This is a genomic window from Streptomyces sp. NPDC050145, from assembly GCF_044460245.1.
Lineage (GTDB): Bacteria > Actinomycetota > Actinomycetes > Streptomycetales > Streptomycetaceae > Streptomyces.
Map to the genome: position 1 here is coordinate 137,386 of NZ_JBITJS010000008.1, position 16,320 is coordinate 153,705.

General features: G+C 73.9%; 15 protein-coding genes. 4 read left to right on the top strand and 11 right to left on the bottom strand.

All coding sequences use genetic code 11. The features are described from left to right. Positions 1-303: 303 nt before the first annotated feature. From ACIBTU_RS17740 to ACIBTU_RS17755, 4 genes are all read right to left on the bottom strand, one after another. Positions 304-1,086: a DUF4142 domain-containing protein gene (locus tag ACIBTU_RS17740; protein ID WP_399127156.1), complete on the bottom strand. Its 783-nt coding sequence runs from the start codon at positions 1,084-1,086 to the stop codon at positions 304-306. A 43-nt stretch (positions 1,087-1,129) separates the two neighbouring features. Next, the gene (locus ACIBTU_RS17745) at positions 1,130-2,029 is read right to left on the bottom strand and encodes a cytochrome c biogenesis CcdA family protein (protein ID WP_399127158.1); all 900 of its coding nucleotides are present in this window, start codon (positions 2,027-2,029) and stop codon (positions 1,130-1,132) included. Then, positions 2,026-2,769: a DsbA family protein gene (locus ACIBTU_RS17750; RefSeq protein ID WP_399127160.1), complete on the bottom strand. Its 744-nt coding sequence runs from the start codon at positions 2,767-2,769 to the stop codon at positions 2,026-2,028. The genes ACIBTU_RS17745 and ACIBTU_RS17750 overlap by 4 nt, the downstream gene beginning before the upstream one ends. Positions 2,770-2,845: 76 nt before the next feature. Next, positions 2,846-3,223 (bottom strand): hypothetical protein, encoded by a 378-nt coding sequence (locus tag ACIBTU_RS17755; RefSeq protein WP_399127161.1) that lies wholly within the window; start codon positions 3,221-3,223, stop codon positions 2,846-2,848. Positions 3,224-3,338: 115 nt separating this feature from the next. Between ACIBTU_RS17755 and ACIBTU_RS17760 the strand changes: the two genes are divergently transcribed. Together ACIBTU_RS17760 and ACIBTU_RS17765 are read left to right on the top strand one after the other, a co-directional pair. Beyond that, on the top strand, positions 3,339-3,845 hold the full coding sequence (locus ACIBTU_RS17760; RefSeq protein ID WP_399127163.1) for a metal-dependent phosphohydrolase: 507 nt from the start codon (positions 3,339-3,341) through the stop codon (positions 3,843-3,845). A 106-nt stretch (positions 3,846-3,951) separates the two neighbouring features. Continuing rightward, positions 3,952-4,788 carry an SDR family oxidoreductase gene (locus tag ACIBTU_RS17765; protein ID WP_399127165.1) on the top strand — a complete coding sequence of 279 codons (837 nt, stop codon included), beginning with the start codon at positions 3,952-3,954 and terminating at the stop codon, positions 4,786-4,788. Here ACIBTU_RS17765 and ACIBTU_RS17770 read toward each other — a convergent pair. The 4 genes from ACIBTU_RS17770 to glgA form a co-directional block, all read right to left on the bottom strand. Then, positions 4,767-6,272 (bottom strand): SDR family NAD(P)-dependent oxidoreductase, encoded by a 1,506-nt coding sequence (locus ACIBTU_RS17770; RefSeq protein ID WP_399127167.1) that lies wholly within the window; start codon positions 6,270-6,272, stop codon positions 4,767-4,769. The two genes, ACIBTU_RS17765 and ACIBTU_RS17770, sit on opposite strands and share 22 nt — an antisense overlap. 147 nt (positions 6,273-6,419) lie before the next feature. After that, entirely contained in the window at positions 6,420-7,817 is a 1,398-nt protein-coding gene (locus ACIBTU_RS17775) for a wax ester/triacylglycerol synthase family O-acyltransferase (RefSeq protein ID WP_399127168.1), read from the bottom strand. Positions 7,818-8,182: 365 nt separating this feature from the next. Beyond that, on the bottom strand, positions 8,183-9,400 hold the full coding sequence (gene glgC, locus ACIBTU_RS17780; RefSeq protein ID WP_399127169.1) for a glucose-1-phosphate adenylyltransferase: 1,218 nt from the start codon (positions 9,398-9,400) through the stop codon (positions 8,183-8,185). Positions 9,401-9,416: 16 nt separating this feature from the next. Continuing rightward, positions 9,417-10,580 (bottom strand): glycogen synthase, encoded by a 1,164-nt coding sequence (glgA, locus tag ACIBTU_RS17785; protein ID WP_399127376.1) that lies wholly within the window; start codon positions 10,578-10,580, stop codon positions 9,417-9,419. 280 nt (positions 10,581-10,860) lie between these two features. Here glgA and ACIBTU_RS17790 point away from each other — a divergent pair, with 280 nt between their 5' ends. Further along, complete coding sequence (locus ACIBTU_RS17790; protein ID WP_399127170.1) at positions 10,861-11,934, top strand: DMT family transporter; 1,074 nt, start codon at positions 10,861-10,863, stop codon at positions 11,932-11,934. On the opposite strand, the gene ACIBTU_RS17795 is transcribed toward ACIBTU_RS17790, so the two are convergent. Beyond that, positions 11,924-13,216 (bottom strand): transglycosylase family protein, encoded by a 1,293-nt coding sequence (locus tag ACIBTU_RS17795; RefSeq protein WP_399127171.1) that lies wholly within the window; start codon positions 13,214-13,216, stop codon positions 11,924-11,926. The two genes, ACIBTU_RS17790 and ACIBTU_RS17795, sit on opposite strands and share 11 nt — an antisense overlap. Before the next feature lie 269 nt (positions 13,217-13,485). Here ACIBTU_RS17795 and gndA point away from each other — a divergent pair, with 269 nt between their 5' ends. Then, positions 13,486-14,928 carry an NADP-dependent phosphogluconate dehydrogenase gene (gene gndA / locus ACIBTU_RS17800; protein WP_399127172.1) on the top strand — a complete coding sequence of 481 codons (1,443 nt, stop codon included), beginning with the start codon at positions 13,486-13,488 and terminating at the stop codon, positions 14,926-14,928. 361 nt (positions 14,929-15,289) lie between these two features. On the opposite strand, the gene ACIBTU_RS17805 is transcribed toward gndA, so the two are convergent. Both ACIBTU_RS17805 and ACIBTU_RS17810 read right to left on the bottom strand, forming a co-directional pair. Next, positions 15,290-15,937 (bottom strand): aspartate/glutamate racemase family protein, encoded by a 648-nt coding sequence (locus ACIBTU_RS17805; protein WP_399127377.1) that lies wholly within the window; start codon positions 15,935-15,937, stop codon positions 15,290-15,292. Positions 15,938-15,942: 5 nt separating this feature from the next. Continuing rightward, positions 15,943-16,314 (bottom strand): GNAT family N-acetyltransferase, encoded by a 372-nt coding sequence (locus ACIBTU_RS17810; RefSeq protein WP_399127173.1) that lies wholly within the window; start codon positions 16,312-16,314, stop codon positions 15,943-15,945. Between the last annotated feature and the right edge of the window lie 6 nt (positions 16,315-16,320).

The following is a 16,320-nucleotide window of genomic DNA, read 5'->3' on the forward strand; positions in this document are numbered from 1 at the left end:
ACGCGGGGCACTGGACACCCGATCGGGCTTGAGTGGAAGGCCAGTTCGGGCGCGGTGGCGCCGGTGTCGCTGGTGAAATCGGCCTGTGGTGATCGGCCTCTTCCTGGACGGTCTCCTGGGTCGGGTGGGACCCACTTGCGGTGACCGTCCGGCTACAGCCTAACCATATGAGCGCGGGTCCGCTCACCGGGGCTGAAGATTTTACGTACCTGAGAGGTTTACGTGAATTCATTCAGCCATGACCGACCGTTCAGGCGCGACTGCTTTTTCCTGTTCTTTCCGCCACAGCCCGACATGGGCGTTTCAGGAGGTGGGCGCGGGGCGGTCGGTGTCGATGGTGCGGCCCGGCTCGTCCGTCGGCTGGGCCGAGGGCCGCGAGGTCGCCTCCGGGGAACCGGTGGGTCCGGCGGCCGGAGCCGGTCCTTCCGGGGCCCTGCCGTCCGGCGGGGGCGGGCCGGTCGGGCTGGCCGTCGCGGTGCCCGCCGCCTCGTTCGCGAGGGCGTCGAAGTCCACGTCACCGGTGTTCTCCAGCATGGTGATGTGGTCGAGCACGGTCTGGTTGGCGTCCGTGGCGAGCTCCCGCACGAGCGTGTTGCGGGTCGTGTGGCGGACCTGGGCGATCAGCGCGAACACCTTGCCGTGGGAGTCGCGCAGCAGATTGGCGAACTTCCGCTCATAGTCCTTGCCGCTCGCCGCGCTCAGCTGAGCCAGCCAGCCCTGCTGCTGCGCGTTGGGCTGGCTCGGCAGCTCCACGCCGAGGCGTGCCGCGACCGACCGCACCCGCTGGTCGAGATCGGTGTGGCCGACGACGAGGTGGTCCCCCGCCTCGCGCACGGCCCGCGTCGGCGCCCGCTCCATGGCCTGCTGTCCCGCGGGGATCTCCCAGAGGCCCGCGAGCCGGACCTTCACGATGAAGTCCCGGTCCGTCGCGGACAGCGGGCCCCACCGGGTGGCCACGGTGCCGGCGTCCAGATTCGCCTGCCCCGTCCCCGACCGGTCGGCGTACGACCAGATCGGGAACGCCAGGGCCCCTACGGTGGCGAGGAGTGCGGCGATGATCAGTGCGGTGCCGTTGACGCGACGCAAGCGGGCCTCCCGGTGACCGGCGTCGGCCCGCCGGTGCGGCGAGCTACATGGTGGTACGGGAAGATACGGCCGCCGGGTCCGCCGTGTTCACGTCCTCGCGGGGTTCGTCCCCCTCGCTCACGGTGGGTGTCCGGCCGCGCCAGGCCCGGACCACGAGCACCACGCCCACCACGGCGACGGCCGCGACGAGCAGCGCCGCGTCCGGGACGTGCCCGCCGACCGTCCGGGCCCACTGCTCGACGGCGAACGAGTCGTCCACGTCCAGCAGTCCGGGCAGCGCCGTCGCCCCGTCGAACACCAGGAACAGGGTGCCGAGCACGAGGAAGAAGAGGCCCGAGACGAGCGAGGTCGAGTGGGTCTCGAAGCGGCCGATGCGTACGGCCCGCCCGCGCAGGAACCGGCGCCGGCCGAGGTCGAACCGCTCCCACAGCAGCGCGAGCAGGAACAGCGGCACGGCCATGCCGAGGGCGTAGACCGCGAGCAGGATCCCGCCGTACACGGGGTGCCCGCCGAGCGCGGCGACCGTCAGGACGCTGCCGAGGATCGGGCCCGCGCAGAAACCGGCGAGCCCGTAGACGGCGCCGAGCGCGTAGACGGACAGGGCGGTCGTGGGGCAGATGCTGCCGGTGAGCTCGGTGAGCCGCCGGGAGGTGAAGCCGCGCCCCGCGACCTGGAGCACCCCGAGCGCGATGACGGTCCAGCCCCCGATCGTGACGAGCAGGTCCCGGTGGCCGTAGAAGAAGCGTCCGGCGTACGAGCCGGCGGCGCCGAGCGGGACCAGGGTCGTGGCGAGGCCGAGGTAGAAGACGCCGGTGCGGGCGACGAGCCGGGTGGGGCTGTCGATCGAGTACGCGAAGAACGCGGGGAGCAGCAGCGCGCTGCACGGGCTGAGCAGGGCGAGCAGGCCGCCGAGGAACGCCGCGAGATAGCCGATGTCGCTCACTTGGCATCCCGCGCCTTCTTGTCCGCCTGCGCCTTGGCTGTCTCGATAGCCTGCTCGAAGACCGTGTCGGGCTGGGCGCCCGCGATCGGCTGACCGTTGATCAGGAAGGAGGGCGTCGAGGTGGCGCCCAGGCTGTAGGCCTCGTCCTGGTCCTTCTTGACGGCGGCGTGGGCCTGTTCGCCGGCGAGGTCGCGGCGGAACCGGTCGAGGTCCTTCACCCCGGCCTCCCGGGCGAGCGTGTCGAGTCGGCCCGCGCCGAAGCCCTTCTCCTTGGCGCCCTCGGCGTAGGCGGCCGCATGGAACTGCCAGAAGCGGTCCTGCTGTCCGGCGGCCCAGGCGGCGCGCGCCGCGGTCTCGGACTCGGCGCCGAAGATGGGGAAGTTGCGCCACTCGATGCGCAGGGTGCCGTCCTCGACGTACTTCTTCACGAGGCCGGGCTCGGTGTCGCGGGCGAACTTGCCGCAGTAGCCGCACCGGAAGTCGGCGTACTCGACGATGACGACGGGCGCGTCGGCGCGGCCCTGCGCCAGCGGGTCCTTCGTCTCGCGGCGGGCGAGCTTCACGAGCGCCCGGGTGGTCTCGTCGTCGGGCCCCTGCTCGACGGTCGCGGCGCTGCCGGTGCTTCCGGCGTCGCGCGGCTCGGGCTTGGTGGCGGTGTAGGAGACGAGGCCGAGCAGGGCGGCGGCCACGGCGACGCCGGCGCCGATCGCGAGGGGACGGGCGGTCTTCTTCTCGGGCATGCCGAAAGGTCCTTGCGTGGTGAGGAGGTGACGGTGCGACAGGTTCCGGGCAGGCCGAAGCGGCCCGGGGCGTCGGCTACACGCGCAGGACGGACAGTTCGACGGGTGACGGCGCGTCGGCCGGGGGCGGGGCGCGGCCGTCCGGTGTACGGGGTACGAGCGCGTCGAGCGGCGCGGCGGAGCCCCGGCCGTGCTCGTGCGCGAGCGGCGCGAGGAGTTCGTGCGCGGCGGTGCCGCGCTGCGGCAGGCCCTGCCGGTCGTCGGGGGCGTGCTGCCGTGCCGGGTCGCAGCCCGGGACTGTCGGCGACACCTGCTGGCTCACGCGGACCTCGGCGGCCCCGGGCGCGGCCGAGGCGAAGGACCGGGCGCAGTGCTGAGCACCGAGTACGGACAGGAGCAGCCCGACGAGCACGACGCCCCACAGCACACGGGTGCGGGGGACGGTGCGGGGCATGCGCGCCATTGTGCCCCACGCGGAGGACGGACCGTTAACGTCCCGTTGACCGGTCCGTCAGGTGTCCATGGTCCGCTGGGGGACGACCACCGGAAGACCTTCGGGAGGAGTCACCATGCCGTCCCCGCACCGCTTCGAACCGCGCACCGTCGAGGAGCTGATGGCGGCGCTGCGCGCCTGCGGCCCCGAGCACGCGCTGCGGACGGCGGCGCTGCTGCGCCGCGCGCACCCCAGCGACAAGGAGCTACAGCTCGCCGGCCTCGTGCACGGCCTGGTCGGCGACCCGGGGCGGGCGGCCCCGGACACCGAGGCCGTGCGCGGGCTGCTCGGTGACCGGGTGGCCCGTCTGGTGCGGCTGCGCGAAGCGGCGCGCCGCTATCTGGCGGCGGTCGAGCCCGGCGCCGCCCCGGCGGGATCCGGGTCGTGGGGCGGGGCGATGAGTCCGGGCGAGGCGGCCGCGTTCGAGGCCGATCCGCTGGCGCGGGACGCGGTGGCGCTGTGCCGGGCGACGGACGACGCGGGCCGGGCGGCGGGTCCGGACGCGGGGGTCGTGGAGGACTGGCGCGAGCTGCTGGAGCGGGCCGCGCAGGGCCTCCTCCGGGCGCCGGCCCACAGCCGCTGACCCGCCCCGCTCCCCCGGCACCCGCACCACCGCGTCACCAACTTCCCACGCAGCCAACACGATTGACGCATCGTCAGGACGGGCACGGTCGTGAGACCGTACGCGCATGACTTCAGGTCCTGTCGAGTCGCCCGGCGCCCTGACCGGCCGGGCGGCGGTCGTGACCGGGGGCACGCGGGGCATCGGCCTCGCGGTCGCCCGGGAACTGGCCCGCTGCGGCGCCCGGTTGTGCGTGACGGCGCGGGACCCGGCCGGGGTCCGCGAGGCGGTCGCCGGCCTGCGCGCGGAGGGCGCCGAGGCGATCGGCGTGGCCGGTTCGGTCGCCGATCCGGCGCATCTGTGGGAGGTCACCGAGGCGGCCATGACCGCGTACGGGCGGCTCGACGTCGTGGTGAACAACGCGGCGACGAACCAGCCGTACGGTCCGCTGATGGACGCCGACCCGGACGCCTGGCGCACGGCGTTCACGGTGAACGTGGAGGCGCCGCTGCGGCTCGTGCAGTGCGCGTGGCGGGCCTGGATGAGCGAGCACGGCGGCACCGTCGTCAACGTGTGCACGGAGGGCGCCGCCCACGTCGGCCCGAACGTGGGCGCGTACGGGACGAGCAAGGCGGCGCTGCTGCATCTGACGGCTCAGCTGGCGGGCGAGCTGGGACCCGGGGTCCGGGTGAACTCGGTGTCGCCGGGGCTGGTGCGCACCGAGATGGCGCGGTTCGTGTGGGAGCGCGCGGAGGAGAGCGTCGCTGCCGGGCTGCCGAGCGGGCGGATCGGCGAGCCCGGCGACGTGGCGCGGGCGGTGCGCTGGCTGGTGTCCGACGAGGCGTCGTGGATCACCGGGGCGGATCTGCTGGTGGACGGCGGCACGCGGGTGCGTGCCGCCTCACCGGGTGGCGATACCGGGGCGGTGCAGCGGGAGCTGCGTCACCACTTGCCGGGCTCGTAGTCCTTCAGGAAGACGCCGTACAGGTCGTCGCCGGCCTCGCCGCGCACGACCGGGTCGTAGACCCGGGCCGCGCCGTCGACCAGGTCGAGCGGGGCGTGGAAGCCCTCCTCGGCGAGCCGCAGCTTGTCGTAGTGCGGGCGCTCGTCGGTGATCCAGCCGGTGTCGACGGACGTCATGAGGATGCCGTCGGACTGGAACATCTCCTGGGCGCTGGTGCGCGTCACCATGTTCATCGCGGCCTTGGCCGCGTTCGTGTTCGGGTGGCCCGCGCCCTTGTAGCCGCGGCCGAAGACGCCCTCCATCGCCGACACGTTGACGACGTACGCGCGTCCGCTGGCGGCCTTCTTCGCGGCCTCGGCCATGGCCGGGCGGAGCTTGCTGATGAGGATGAACGGCGCCGTGTAGTTGCACAGCTGGGTCTCGAGGAGCTCCACCGGGGAGATCTGCTCGATGGTCTGCACCCAGGTGTTGGAGTCGACGACGTCCGGCACGAGGCCGCCCGCGTCGATGGCGGTGCCGGCCAGGTGCCGTTCCACGCTCGCGTTGCCCGCGACGAGCGCGAGGTCGGCGACCTGCTGGGCGTCGATGCCGCTGGTGCCGAGCGGCAGCGCGGCGATGCCGTCGACGGCCCCGGAGTTGAACGCGCCGATGACGTGGTGCGGGGGCAGCACGCCCGCGGGCAGCGGGGCGCTCTCGCCGTCGACGAGGGCCGCGTAGGCGGAGGGCAGGCGGCGCACGGTCTGCGTCGCGTTGTTGATCAGGATGTCGAGCGGGCCCGCGTCGGCGACCTGGTCGGCGAGGGCCACGGCCTGCGCGGGGTCGCGCAGGTCGATGCCGACGACCTCCAGGCGGTCGATCCAGTCCGCGGAGTCCTCCATCGCCTTGAAGCGGCGGATGGCGTCCTTGGGGAAGCGGGTCGTGATGGTGGTGTGCGCGCCGTCGCGCAGCAGCCGCAGCGCGATGTACATGCCGATCTTGGCGCGGCCGCCGGTGAGCAGGGCGCGCTTGCCGGTCAGGTCGGCGCGGACGTCGCGCTTGGCGCGGTTCACGCGGGCGCAGTCCGGACAGAGCTGGTGGTAGAAGTAGTCGACCTCGACGTAGCGGCTCTTGCAGGTGTAGCAGGAGCGTGGGCGCTGCAGTATCCCCGCGATCCGGCCCTCCTCGGTCTGCGAGCTCGGCAGCAGGCCCTCGGTCTCGTCGTCGATGCGCTCGGCGGAGCCGGTCGCGGTCGCCTCGGTGACGGCCTTGTCGTGGGCGGTCTTGGCGGCGCGGCGCTCCTGGCGGCGGCGCTGCTTCACGGTGCGGTAGATGCCCGCGGTGGCGCGCCGGACGGCGATGGCGTCGGGGTGGTCGACGTCCAGCTCGTCGAGCTCGTCCAGCACGCTCAGGCAGACGGCGAGCCGCTCGGGGTCGATGCCCGGGCCGTACGCGGTGTCCGTGGCCTCGGCCGCCGTCGGGGCCTGGTTGTCCTCTGTCACGGTCATCGCCGCTGCTGTTCCTCGTGTCGCTCGTGCCGCTGCGATGCCCAGGGGCCGCGCGGCTGCCAAAAGGCGGCACCTTACAGGTCGCTCAGCTGATCCCGCCAGCTCCGGAGGATACTGGGGCGACCGGGGTGGGCCAAATGACGGACGTCACGTCCGGGCGGCGTCACCGGGGCTCGCGGCGCGCTCGCACTCCTCGGTCAGCACCCTCAGCTCGGTGCGCAGAGCCGCCGCGAGCACGTCGAGGTCGGGCACGGCGACGCCGTCGGCGACGAGTCCGTAGTGCACCCGCCCCCGGTACGTGGAGACGGCGACGGCGAGGGACTGGCCCTGGGCGAGCGGGGCCAGCGGGAACACCTCGGTGAGCGGGCAGCCGCCGAGCTTCAGGCCGAGGCTGGGCAGCGGGACGCTGGTGACGAGCAGGTCGAACAGGAGCCGCGCGTTCTGCCCGACGAAGGAGCCGCCGAGGCGGTGGCCGAGCGGCGGGACGTGGTCGGCGAGCAGGGCGACCGCGCCGGCGCCGCGGCTCGGGCCGTGGTCCTTGCGGCGGTCCATGGTGGTCCGTACGACGCGCAGCCGCTCCAGGGGGTCGCGCTCGCCGACGGGGAGCCGGACGAGGTAGCCCGACAGGCGGTTGCCCTGCGGGGTCGCGGTGCGGGGGCGGCGGCGGGAGACGGGGACGAGGGCGCGGGGCTCGACGCCCTCGCTGCCGTCGCCGCGCTCGTCGAGCCAGCGCCGTACGGCTCCGGCGACGAGGGCGATGAGCACGTCGTTGACGGTGCCGCCGACGGTCTTGCGGATGCGGTGCACGTCGTCGAGGTCGAGCACGACGCCGGCGGTGCGCCGGGTGCCGCTGCCGGGCGAGGTGAGCGCGGGCGAGGTGCGCACGCCCAGGGTGGCGCGGGCGACGGAGGCGCCGATGGACAGGGCCTGCGCGGTGCTGTCGACGACGGAGCGGACGTGGTCGGGGTAGCGGCGCGGGTCGAGGTCGGCGAGGGTCAGCTCGCGCATTCCGGAGAAGGGCAGGCGCAGGCCGCGGCCCCGCTGCGGCTCGGGTTTCGGGGCGCGGGAGAACGGCAGGTCCGTCGGGTCCATGACGGCGGCGGCGAGGGTGAGGGCGCGCAGGCCGTCGGCGAGCGCGTGGTGGAACTTGAACAGGACGGCGAAGCCGGAGCCGTCCGCCGCGGGCAGCACATGGGCCTCCCACGGGGGCCTGCGCCGGTCGAGCGGCCGCTCCATGAGGGCGCCGGCCGCGGCGTGGAAGTTCTCGACGGGGACGCCGAGGCGGACGTGCTCGCGCGGGTCGAAGTCGCGGACGGGCACCCGGGCGGCGCCGCCGACGGGGAACAGGACCCCGGCCAGGCGCATGCGCAGCCCGGGGACGGCGGCGGCGCGGGAGGCGAGCAGCTCGTACGCGTGCCGGGCGGCGCCCTTCCCGTCCCCGTCGAAGACGCCGAGCGCGCCCAGGTGCATGGGGTGCTCGGCGGTCTCGATGTTCCAGAACGCCAGGTCGAGGGGGGCGAGCAGGTCCGAACTCTGCACAGTCATGGAGTGCTCTCGCGTCGAGGACAAGGGAGTCGCAGTCAACCCCGATCGGTCGATTACGGTCAAGTACGATCCGCGCACACACAGTTAACAGTTGATTAAGACGCGTCCGAATGGTGCGCGGTGTGACTCGTGTGGCAGAAGTGCTCCGCCGACCCAGGCGGCGCGTGCCCCGACCAGGCCCGGGTGTCCCGCCGCCGGCAGGGTGAACGCCAGAAGCGGGAGCCGCAGGTAGCCCATGCGGGCGTCGGACCGGGCGCGGAGCACCGAGCCGGCGCAAGCGGTGAGGCGCGGGACGAAGCCGTGGACGCCGATCTGCGGGCCGGCGAGCCCGAAGCCGTGTGCCGGGCCGGGTCCGGGTCCCTGGCTCAGCGCACCGCCTGCCCCTTCCCGAGCGCGATCACGCCGGTCTTCGACACCGTGTACAGCTCGGCGTCGCGTCCCGGATTGACGCCGATCGTGGCACCGGCCGGGACCTCGACGTTCTTGTCCAGGACGGCGCCGCGCACCACCGCTCCCCTGCCGATCCGCACGTTGTCGTGCAGGACCGAGCCCTGGACGACGGCGCCGTCGCCGATCTCCACGCCCGGTGACAGCACGGAGCGGGTGACCTGGCCGCGGATGACGCAGCCGGGGCTGACGATCGAGCCGCTCGCGATGCCGCCCGCGCAGAACCGGGCGGGCGGCAGTTGCCCGGGGTGGGTGTAGATGGGCCAGCGCCGGTTGTCCAGGGCGAAGACGGGCTGGTCCGAGACGAGGTCCATGTGGGCCTCGTAGTAGGCGTCGAGGGTGCCGACGTCGCGCCAGTAGCCGTGGTCGCGCTCGGTCTCGCCGGGCACGTGGTTGCCGTCGAAGTCGTAGACCTGGGCGACGCCGCGCTCGGTGAGCAGGGGAAGGATGGAACCGCCCATGTCGTGCGCCGAGGTGCCGTCCTCGGCGTCCTGCTGGAGGGCGTCGACGAGGGTCTTGGTGGTGAACAGGTAGTTGCCCATCGAGGCGAACACCTGGCCCGGGCTGCCGGGCAGCGGCGGCGGGTCGGCCGGCTTCTCCAGGAAGGAGTCGACGCGGGTGCCGTCGCGCGCCGGGGTGATGACGCCGAACTGGGAGGCCTCGGTACGGGGCACGCGGATGCCGGCGACGGTGACGCCCGCGCCGTTCTCGATGTGCTGGGCGAGCATCTGGCGCGGGTCCATGCGGTACACGTGGTCGGCGCCGAACACGGCGATGTAGTCGGGCTGTTCGTCGTGGACGAGGTTGAGGGACTGCAGGATCGCGTCGGCGCTGCCGGAGAACCAGCGCGGCCCGAGCCGCTGCTGGGCGGGCACCGGGGTGACGTAGTTGCCGAGCAGGCTCGACATGCGCCAGGTCGTCGTCACGTGCCGGTCGAGCGAGTGGGACTTGTACTGGGTGAGCACGCAGATCCGCAGGATGTCGCCGTTCACCAGGTTCGACAGGACGAAGTCGACGAGCCGGTAGGTGCCGCCGAAGGTGACCGCGGGTTTGGCCCGGTCCGCGGTGAGCGGTAACAGCCGCTTGCCCTCTCCTCCCGCCAGTACGATCCCGAGCACCGAAGGTCCACCGCGCATGCCAACCTCCTGTCGTTCAGGCGCCGTCGAGGATCTCCTCGTACACCTCGGCCGTGCGCCGGGCGATCGCGTCCCAGCCGAACTCGGCCGCCGCCCGCTCCCGTCCGGCCTCACCCATGCGGCGGGCCGCGTCCGGGTCGCCGACCGTCTCGTCGATCGCCCGCGCGAGGCCCGCCTCGAAGGCGTCCGGGTCCTGCTCCGCGTACGGGACGAGCAGGCCGCTCTCCCCGTGCGCGACGACCTCCGGGATGCCGCCGACCCGGGAGGCGACGACGGGGGTGCCGCAGGCCATCGCCTCCAGATTGACGATGCCGAGCGGCTCGTAGACGGACGGGCACACGAACACCGAGGCATGCGTGAGGAGTTGGACGATCTCGGTGCGCGGCAGCATGGACGGGATCCAGCACACACCGTCCCTGGTCCGCTGCAGCTCCTCGACCAGCTCGCGGAACTCCCGGCCGATCTCCGGCGTGTCCGGCGCGCCCGCGCACAGCACGATCTGGACGCCCTTCGCGATCTGCCGGGCGGCGCGCAGCAGGTGCGGGACGCCCTTCTGCCGGGTGATGCGGCCGACGAACAGGACGTACGGGCGCTCCGGGTCGATGCCGAAGCGGCGCAGGACGTCGGTGCCGGGGTCGGCGCGGTACAGGGAGACGTCGATGCCGTTGTGCACGACCCGGACCTTCTTGGGCTCCAGGGCGGGATAGCAGGAGAGGATGTCGTCGCGCATGGCGCGGGAGACGGCGATGACCCCGTCCGCGGCCTCGATCGCGGTGCGCTCGGCCCAGGCGGACAGGGCGTAGCCGCCGCCGAGCTGTTCCGCCTTCCAGGGGCGCAGCGGCTCCAGGGAGTGCGCGGTCATGACGTGCGGGACGCCGAGGTGCAGGGCGGCGAGGTGGCCCGCGAGCGCCGTGTACCAGGTGTGCGAGTGGACGAGCTCGCGGCCTTCGAGCGCGGCGGCCATCGCGAGGTCGACGGAGAGGGTGCGCAGCGCGTCGTTGGCACCGTCGAGGGCGGGCCAGGCGCGGTGCCGGCGGACCCCGGCCGAGGAGCCCTCGCCCCAGGTGTGCACCTCGAGGTCGACGAGCGGGCGCAGCTCGCGCGCCAGGAACTCGACGTGGACCCCGGCGCCGCCGTAGACGTCCGGCGGGTACTCCCTCGTGAGCAGTCCCACTCGCACGCGCGCCCCCGTGTCGGTCGTCCACCACTCGCTCGGATCGTCGTGCCCGGATCGCTCCCTCATGGTCACCCATAGGGGGCGCGGGCGGAAGACCGCCGACAGGAGGAGGCCACCCCTACGCCGCGCGACACCCGTCCTGGGGATGACCCCGAGTCCGGCGTACTCCATCGGCAGTACGACCCGATGCCGTCTGTGGTCGGACGACAGATCGGCCCGGAGGAGAGATCGTGGAGGGTATGAGAACCGATCGCGCTCCGCGCCGCACCACCAGGGACGCCATATGAGTGCCCTGGCGCTGTCCGTGCTGCTGTCGCTCGTCTCCGCCGTCGCGTACGCGGGCGGGGCGATCGTGCAGGAGCGCGTCGCGGAGACCTCTCCGGAAGCGGTGTACGCGCCGCTGCGCAGGCCGGCCTGGTGGGGCGCGGGCTGTCTGAACGGGATGGGAGCGCTCCTGCACGTCATCGCGCTCGCGTACGGGCCGCTCAGCGTCGTGCAGCCGCTCGGGGCGCTCACGATCGTGCTCGCCCTGCCCATGTCGGCACTGCTGGTGCGGCGCCGCGCCGGGGCGACCGCCTGGCGCGGGGCGATCATGGCGACGGCGGGCCTCGCGGGGCTCCTCGCGCTGACGGGCACCCCGTCCGAGCAGTCCCTGGACGGTACGGAGCGTCTCGTGGTCGGTCTGATCACGGCCGGGGGCGTCCTGGTCCTGATGACGTCGGCGCGGGCCGCGCACCGGCACCCGGTGGTGCGGTCGGTGCTGCTCGCCATAGGGGCGGGCGGCGCGTTCGGCATGGCGTCGGTCTTCACGAAGTCCGTCGCCGAGAACTGGACGGGCAGCGTCCCGGAGCAGCTCACGACGCTGCTGGCGATCGCGGCCCTCGCGACGACGGGCATGCTGCTCTCCCAGGCGTCCTACCGGGGCGCGGGCCTGGCCGCCCCGCTGGCGACGGCGACGGTCGTGAACCCGGTGGTGGCGTCCGCCGTCGGCCTCACCCTGTTCGGCGAGTCCTTCCGGCACGGCACGGCGGGCACCGTCCTGGCGCTCGGCTGCGGTGTCGTGGCGGCGGGCGGCCTGATCCTGCTCACCACGGAGCGCATCGGCCGGGACCGGCGCGCGGCCGAGGCGCGGGACGGGGCGTCATCGGGCGCCGCGCCCGCTTCTCCGACGCCGGACAGCCCGGTGGTGCCGGGCAACCCGGTCGTGCCTGACAGCCCGGTGGTGCCGGACAGCCCGGTCGTGCCGGACAGTCCCGCCGCGCTGGACGACATCCCGAAGCATCCGCACCGCCCCGGCCGCCCGAGCCGCCCGCGGCGGCCCCGGGACGACCGGAGGATCCAGGACGTCAGATCCTGACGCCGCGGGCCCGCAGATAGCCGAGCGGGTCGATGTCGCTGCCGAAGCCGGGCCCGGTCCGCACCTCGAAGTGCAGATGCGGGCCCGTGCTGTTGCCCGTGGAGCCGGAGCGGGCGATGCGCTGCCCGGCGACGACCCGCTGCCCGCTCTTCACACTGAGCGCGGACAGGTGCCCGTACTGGCTGTAGCGGCCGTCGGCGTGCTTGATCACGACCTCGTAGCCGTACGAGCCGCCCCAGCCCGCGGACACGACCTGACCTGCGGCGACGGCCTTGACGGAGGTGCCGGTGGGCACCGCGAAGTCGACGCCGGTGTGGTAGCCCTTCGACCAGGAGGAGCCGGCCGCGTGGTACGGGGTGCCGATGGAGGCGCTGACCGGGGCGACGACGCCGCTCGTGCGGTGCGTCGCGGGCTTCTCGGCCTGGGGCTTCTTCTTCGGGGCGGTCCGGTGCGGCGCCGCCTTCTCGTGTTCGGCCTTCTTCGGCTCGGTCTGCTTCGGGGCGGCCTTCTTCGGGTCGGCCTTCTTGTGCTCGGGCGTCCGGTGCCCGGGCTGCTTCGGCTTCGCCTTGTGCGGCGGGGTCTGCGCCGGCACGGTCGGCCGCGCCGCGGGCTTCCGCGTGCGGTCCGGGCCGACGGGCGCCGCCTTCCCGCCGGGTACCGCGAGTCGCTGGCCGGGCAGGATGAGGTCCGGGTCGGCGCCGATGGTCGAGCGGTTCGCCTCGTAGAGCCGGGACCAGCCGCCGGGCACCTTGCGGGTCTGTGCGATGCCGGAGAGGGTGTCGCCGCCGAGCACCGTGTACATCTCGGTGCGGCCGGCCCGGGACTGCGGCGTGACCTCGGGTTTCACGTCCTTGACGGCGCGGACCGGGGGCCGCTCGGGAGCGCGGGGCGGGGCGGCTTCGGGAGTGCCGGCCAGGCCCGCCCGCTGCGAGCAGACCGGCCAGGCGCCGGGGCCCTGCCCGTCGAGGACCTTCTCGGCCACGGCGATCTGCTGGTCGCGGGTGGCGAGGTCGGCGCGCGGCGCGTAGGCCGTGCCGCCGTACGCGGCCCAGGTGGAGCCGGTGAACTGGAGGCCGCCGTAGTAGCCGTTCCCCGTGTTGATGCTCCAGTTGCCGGAGGACTCGCAGGCGGCGACCTTGTTCCAGGTCGCGGCGTCGGCGGCCTCGGCGGCGCCCGCGCCTATCAGGGGGATCGCGATGCCCGCGCCGCCCACCGTCACGGTGAGCGACGCCCGGTTGACCCGGCTCGGCTGATACCGGCGGTGCCGGCCGCGTAACGCCATGAAAGCCCCCTCTGGTACCGCTCTCGGGCACACGTAGGAGCGGCAAATTAGCCGCTCCCGCACAGTCGTGACAAGAGACTCCCAAGCCACTATGGCGACTTTTGGACCCTGAGTGACCCTGTGCACCGGGCGAGAGCCCCAGGAACCTCCGCCTCCGCACGGGATGCCCGCGCCGGTCCGCGTACGTACCGTCGAAGGGGTCGGCCGCGGCGTCCGGCGGGCCGGCCACCTTCCGATCCGGCCACCTTCCCGATCCAGGAGCGACAGGCATGAGCAGCAGCACAGCGCAGATCGGTGTCTCGGGGCTCGCCGTCATGGGCCGCAACCTCGCGCGGAACTTCGCCCGCAACGGCTACACCGTGGCCCTCCACAACCGCACGGCGGCGCGCACCCACGACCTCGTCGCGGAGTTCGGCGAGGAGGGCATCTTCGTGCCGACCGAGACGGCCGAGGAGTTCGTGGCCGCGCTGGAGCGTCCCCGGCGCCTCGTGATCATGGTGAAGGCGGGTGCGGCGACGGACGCGGTGATCGGCGAGTTCGCCCCGCTGCTCGAACCCGGCGACATGATCGTCGACGGCGGCAACGCGCACTTCGCGGACACCCGCCGGCGCGAGAAGGAGCTGCGCGAACAGGGCATCCACTTCGTCGGCACGGGCGTCTCCGGCGGCGAGGAGGGCGCCCTGCACGGGCCGAGCATCATGCCGGGCGGCAGCGTGGAGTCGTACGCCGCGCTCGGGCCGATGCTGGAGAGGATCTCCGCGAAGGCGAAGGACGGCGCCCCGTGCGTGACGCACGTCGGCCCCGACGGGGCGGGCCACTTCGTGAAGATGGTGCACAACGGCATCGAGTACGCGGACATGCAGCTCATCGGCGAGGCGTACCAGCTGCTGCGGGACGTGGGCGGCTACACCCCGGCGCAGATCGCGGACGTCTTCCGCACGTGGAACACGGGCCGGCTCGACTCGTACCTGATCGAGATCACGGCCGAGGTGCTGTCCCATGTGGACGCGGCGACCGGCCGGCCGTTCGTCGACATCGTGCAGGACCGGGCCGAGCAGAAGGGCACCGGCCGCTGGACCGTGCAGATCGCGCTGGATCTCGGGGTGCCGGTGTCAGGCATCGCGGAGGCGGTGTTCGCCCGCTCCCTGTCGGGCCACGCCGACCTGCGGGCCGCGTCCGGCGAACTGGCAGGTCCGCGCCCCGAGCCGATCGCGGACACGGAGCGCGCCGACTTCGCCGACCACGTGGAGCAGGCCCTGTACGCCTCGAAGATCGTGTCGTACACGCAGGGCTTCCACGAGATCGCGGCGGGCAGCGCGGAGTACGACTGGGGCATCGACCTGGGGGCGGTGGCCCGGATCTGGCGCGGCGGCTGCATCATCCGGGCGGCCTTCCTGGACCGCATCACCGCGGCCTACGAGGCCGATCCCGGTCTGGTGTCGCTGCTGTCCGACAAGGGTTTCGCCGAGGAGATCGCGGCGGCGCAGCACGACTGGCGGTCGGTCGTCGGCACCGCGGCCGCCCAGGGCGTGCCGACCCCGGGCTTCTCCGCGGCGCTCGCCTACTACGACGCGCTGCGCGCGGAGCGGCTGCCGGCCGCGCTGACGCAGGGCCAGCGCGACTTCTTCGGCGCGCACACCTACCGGCGCGTCGACCGCGAGGGCTCGTTCCACACCCTCTGGGGCGGCGACCGCACCGAGGTCGAGGCCTGACGCGGCCTAAGCCGGCGAAGGCTCGGGCTCCGGCGGTTTCGGGTCGGGGTCCGGGGACGGGGGCACCGGGGACGGCGACGGCCCGGGGACCGGACGCGGCACCGGTGTCGGGAACGGGTCCGGCAGCGGGCCAGGGTCCGGCCGGTCGGGGCCGGGACCGGGACCCGGAGTGGGTCCGGGCGGGACGGGGTCGGGGAACGGGTGGGTCATGGTCGTTCCTCCAGAGCTCTACAGGGGTCCTTCCACTGTCACCCCCGTCGCGTGCCCACGCCCGCCGGATCCACGCGTCGGGGTGACGCCCCGTGGCTGTCCGGAGGCCGTCCGTGCCGGTCGGACGCGGCAGCGGACGAACCTGCTCCGGTTACTCCGCGGGTGCCGCCGCGGATGCGGCGGCGGCGAGTCCGGGGCGCGGGCTGGACAGCACGGGCACGGTCGTACGGGCCTGGTCGGCGGCGTCGGCGATCGACGCCTGGGCGAGCACGACGACATCGGCGTCCGCGGGCCCGATCGCGTCGAGGGCCTCAGCGACAAGGCCGAGGTACCCCACCCGATCCCCCGCGAGGAACAGCTCCCACGCCCCGTCCACCAGCACCGTCCGCACGTCGACGGGCCGGCCGGCGCGGGCCGCCTCCTCCTCGACGAGCGCGACGGTGGGGCCCAGGGTGCTGTGGGTGGTGGCGAGGACGGTCACGCGTGGGCCGAGGGCGACGGCACGGGCGGCCATGGGCCGGTCGAGCCGCAGCACGGGCAGGCCCGCGTCCTCGGCGAGCGCTTCGGCGACGCCGCCGATCGAGGAGCAGGTGCACAGCACGGCACCGGCACCGTCGGCCGCGGCGGAGGCCAGGAGTTCCCCGAGGTCCTCGGTGACGGACGCGGGCCCGGCGACGCGGGCCCGCTCCAGGAGTTCCTCGCGCACGACGTGCCGCAGGGCGAGCCCCGGATGGTGCGCGTCGCGCAGCGCCTCGAAGACGGGCACGTGCACGGGCGAGGTGTGCAGCAGGACGAGCACGGTGGTCACCACTTTCCCGGGTCGGCGGCGAGCGCCTGCTCGGCGGCGCGGCGCAGCTGGTCGGACACGGTGGGCGCCTCACCGGGGTGCCGCGCGGCCCACCGCACGGCGAACGAGCACAGCGGGACGACGTGCACGGCCTCGCGGGCGGCGATCGCGTACAGCTCGCGGGTGAGCGAGCCGGCGATGCCCCGGCCCTCGTACTCCCGCTCCACGATCGTGTGCACCGCCACGAGGGCCCGCTCCGGCTCCTCCAGCACGAAGTACTGGATGTGCCCGACGACTTGCCCGTCGGGGCCGCCGGCCCGGGCGCTCAGCAGGCCCCGCTCCCGGTCGTCCCGGATGTCGATCTCGCCCGGCGTGCTCGTGGGACTCATGCGGCT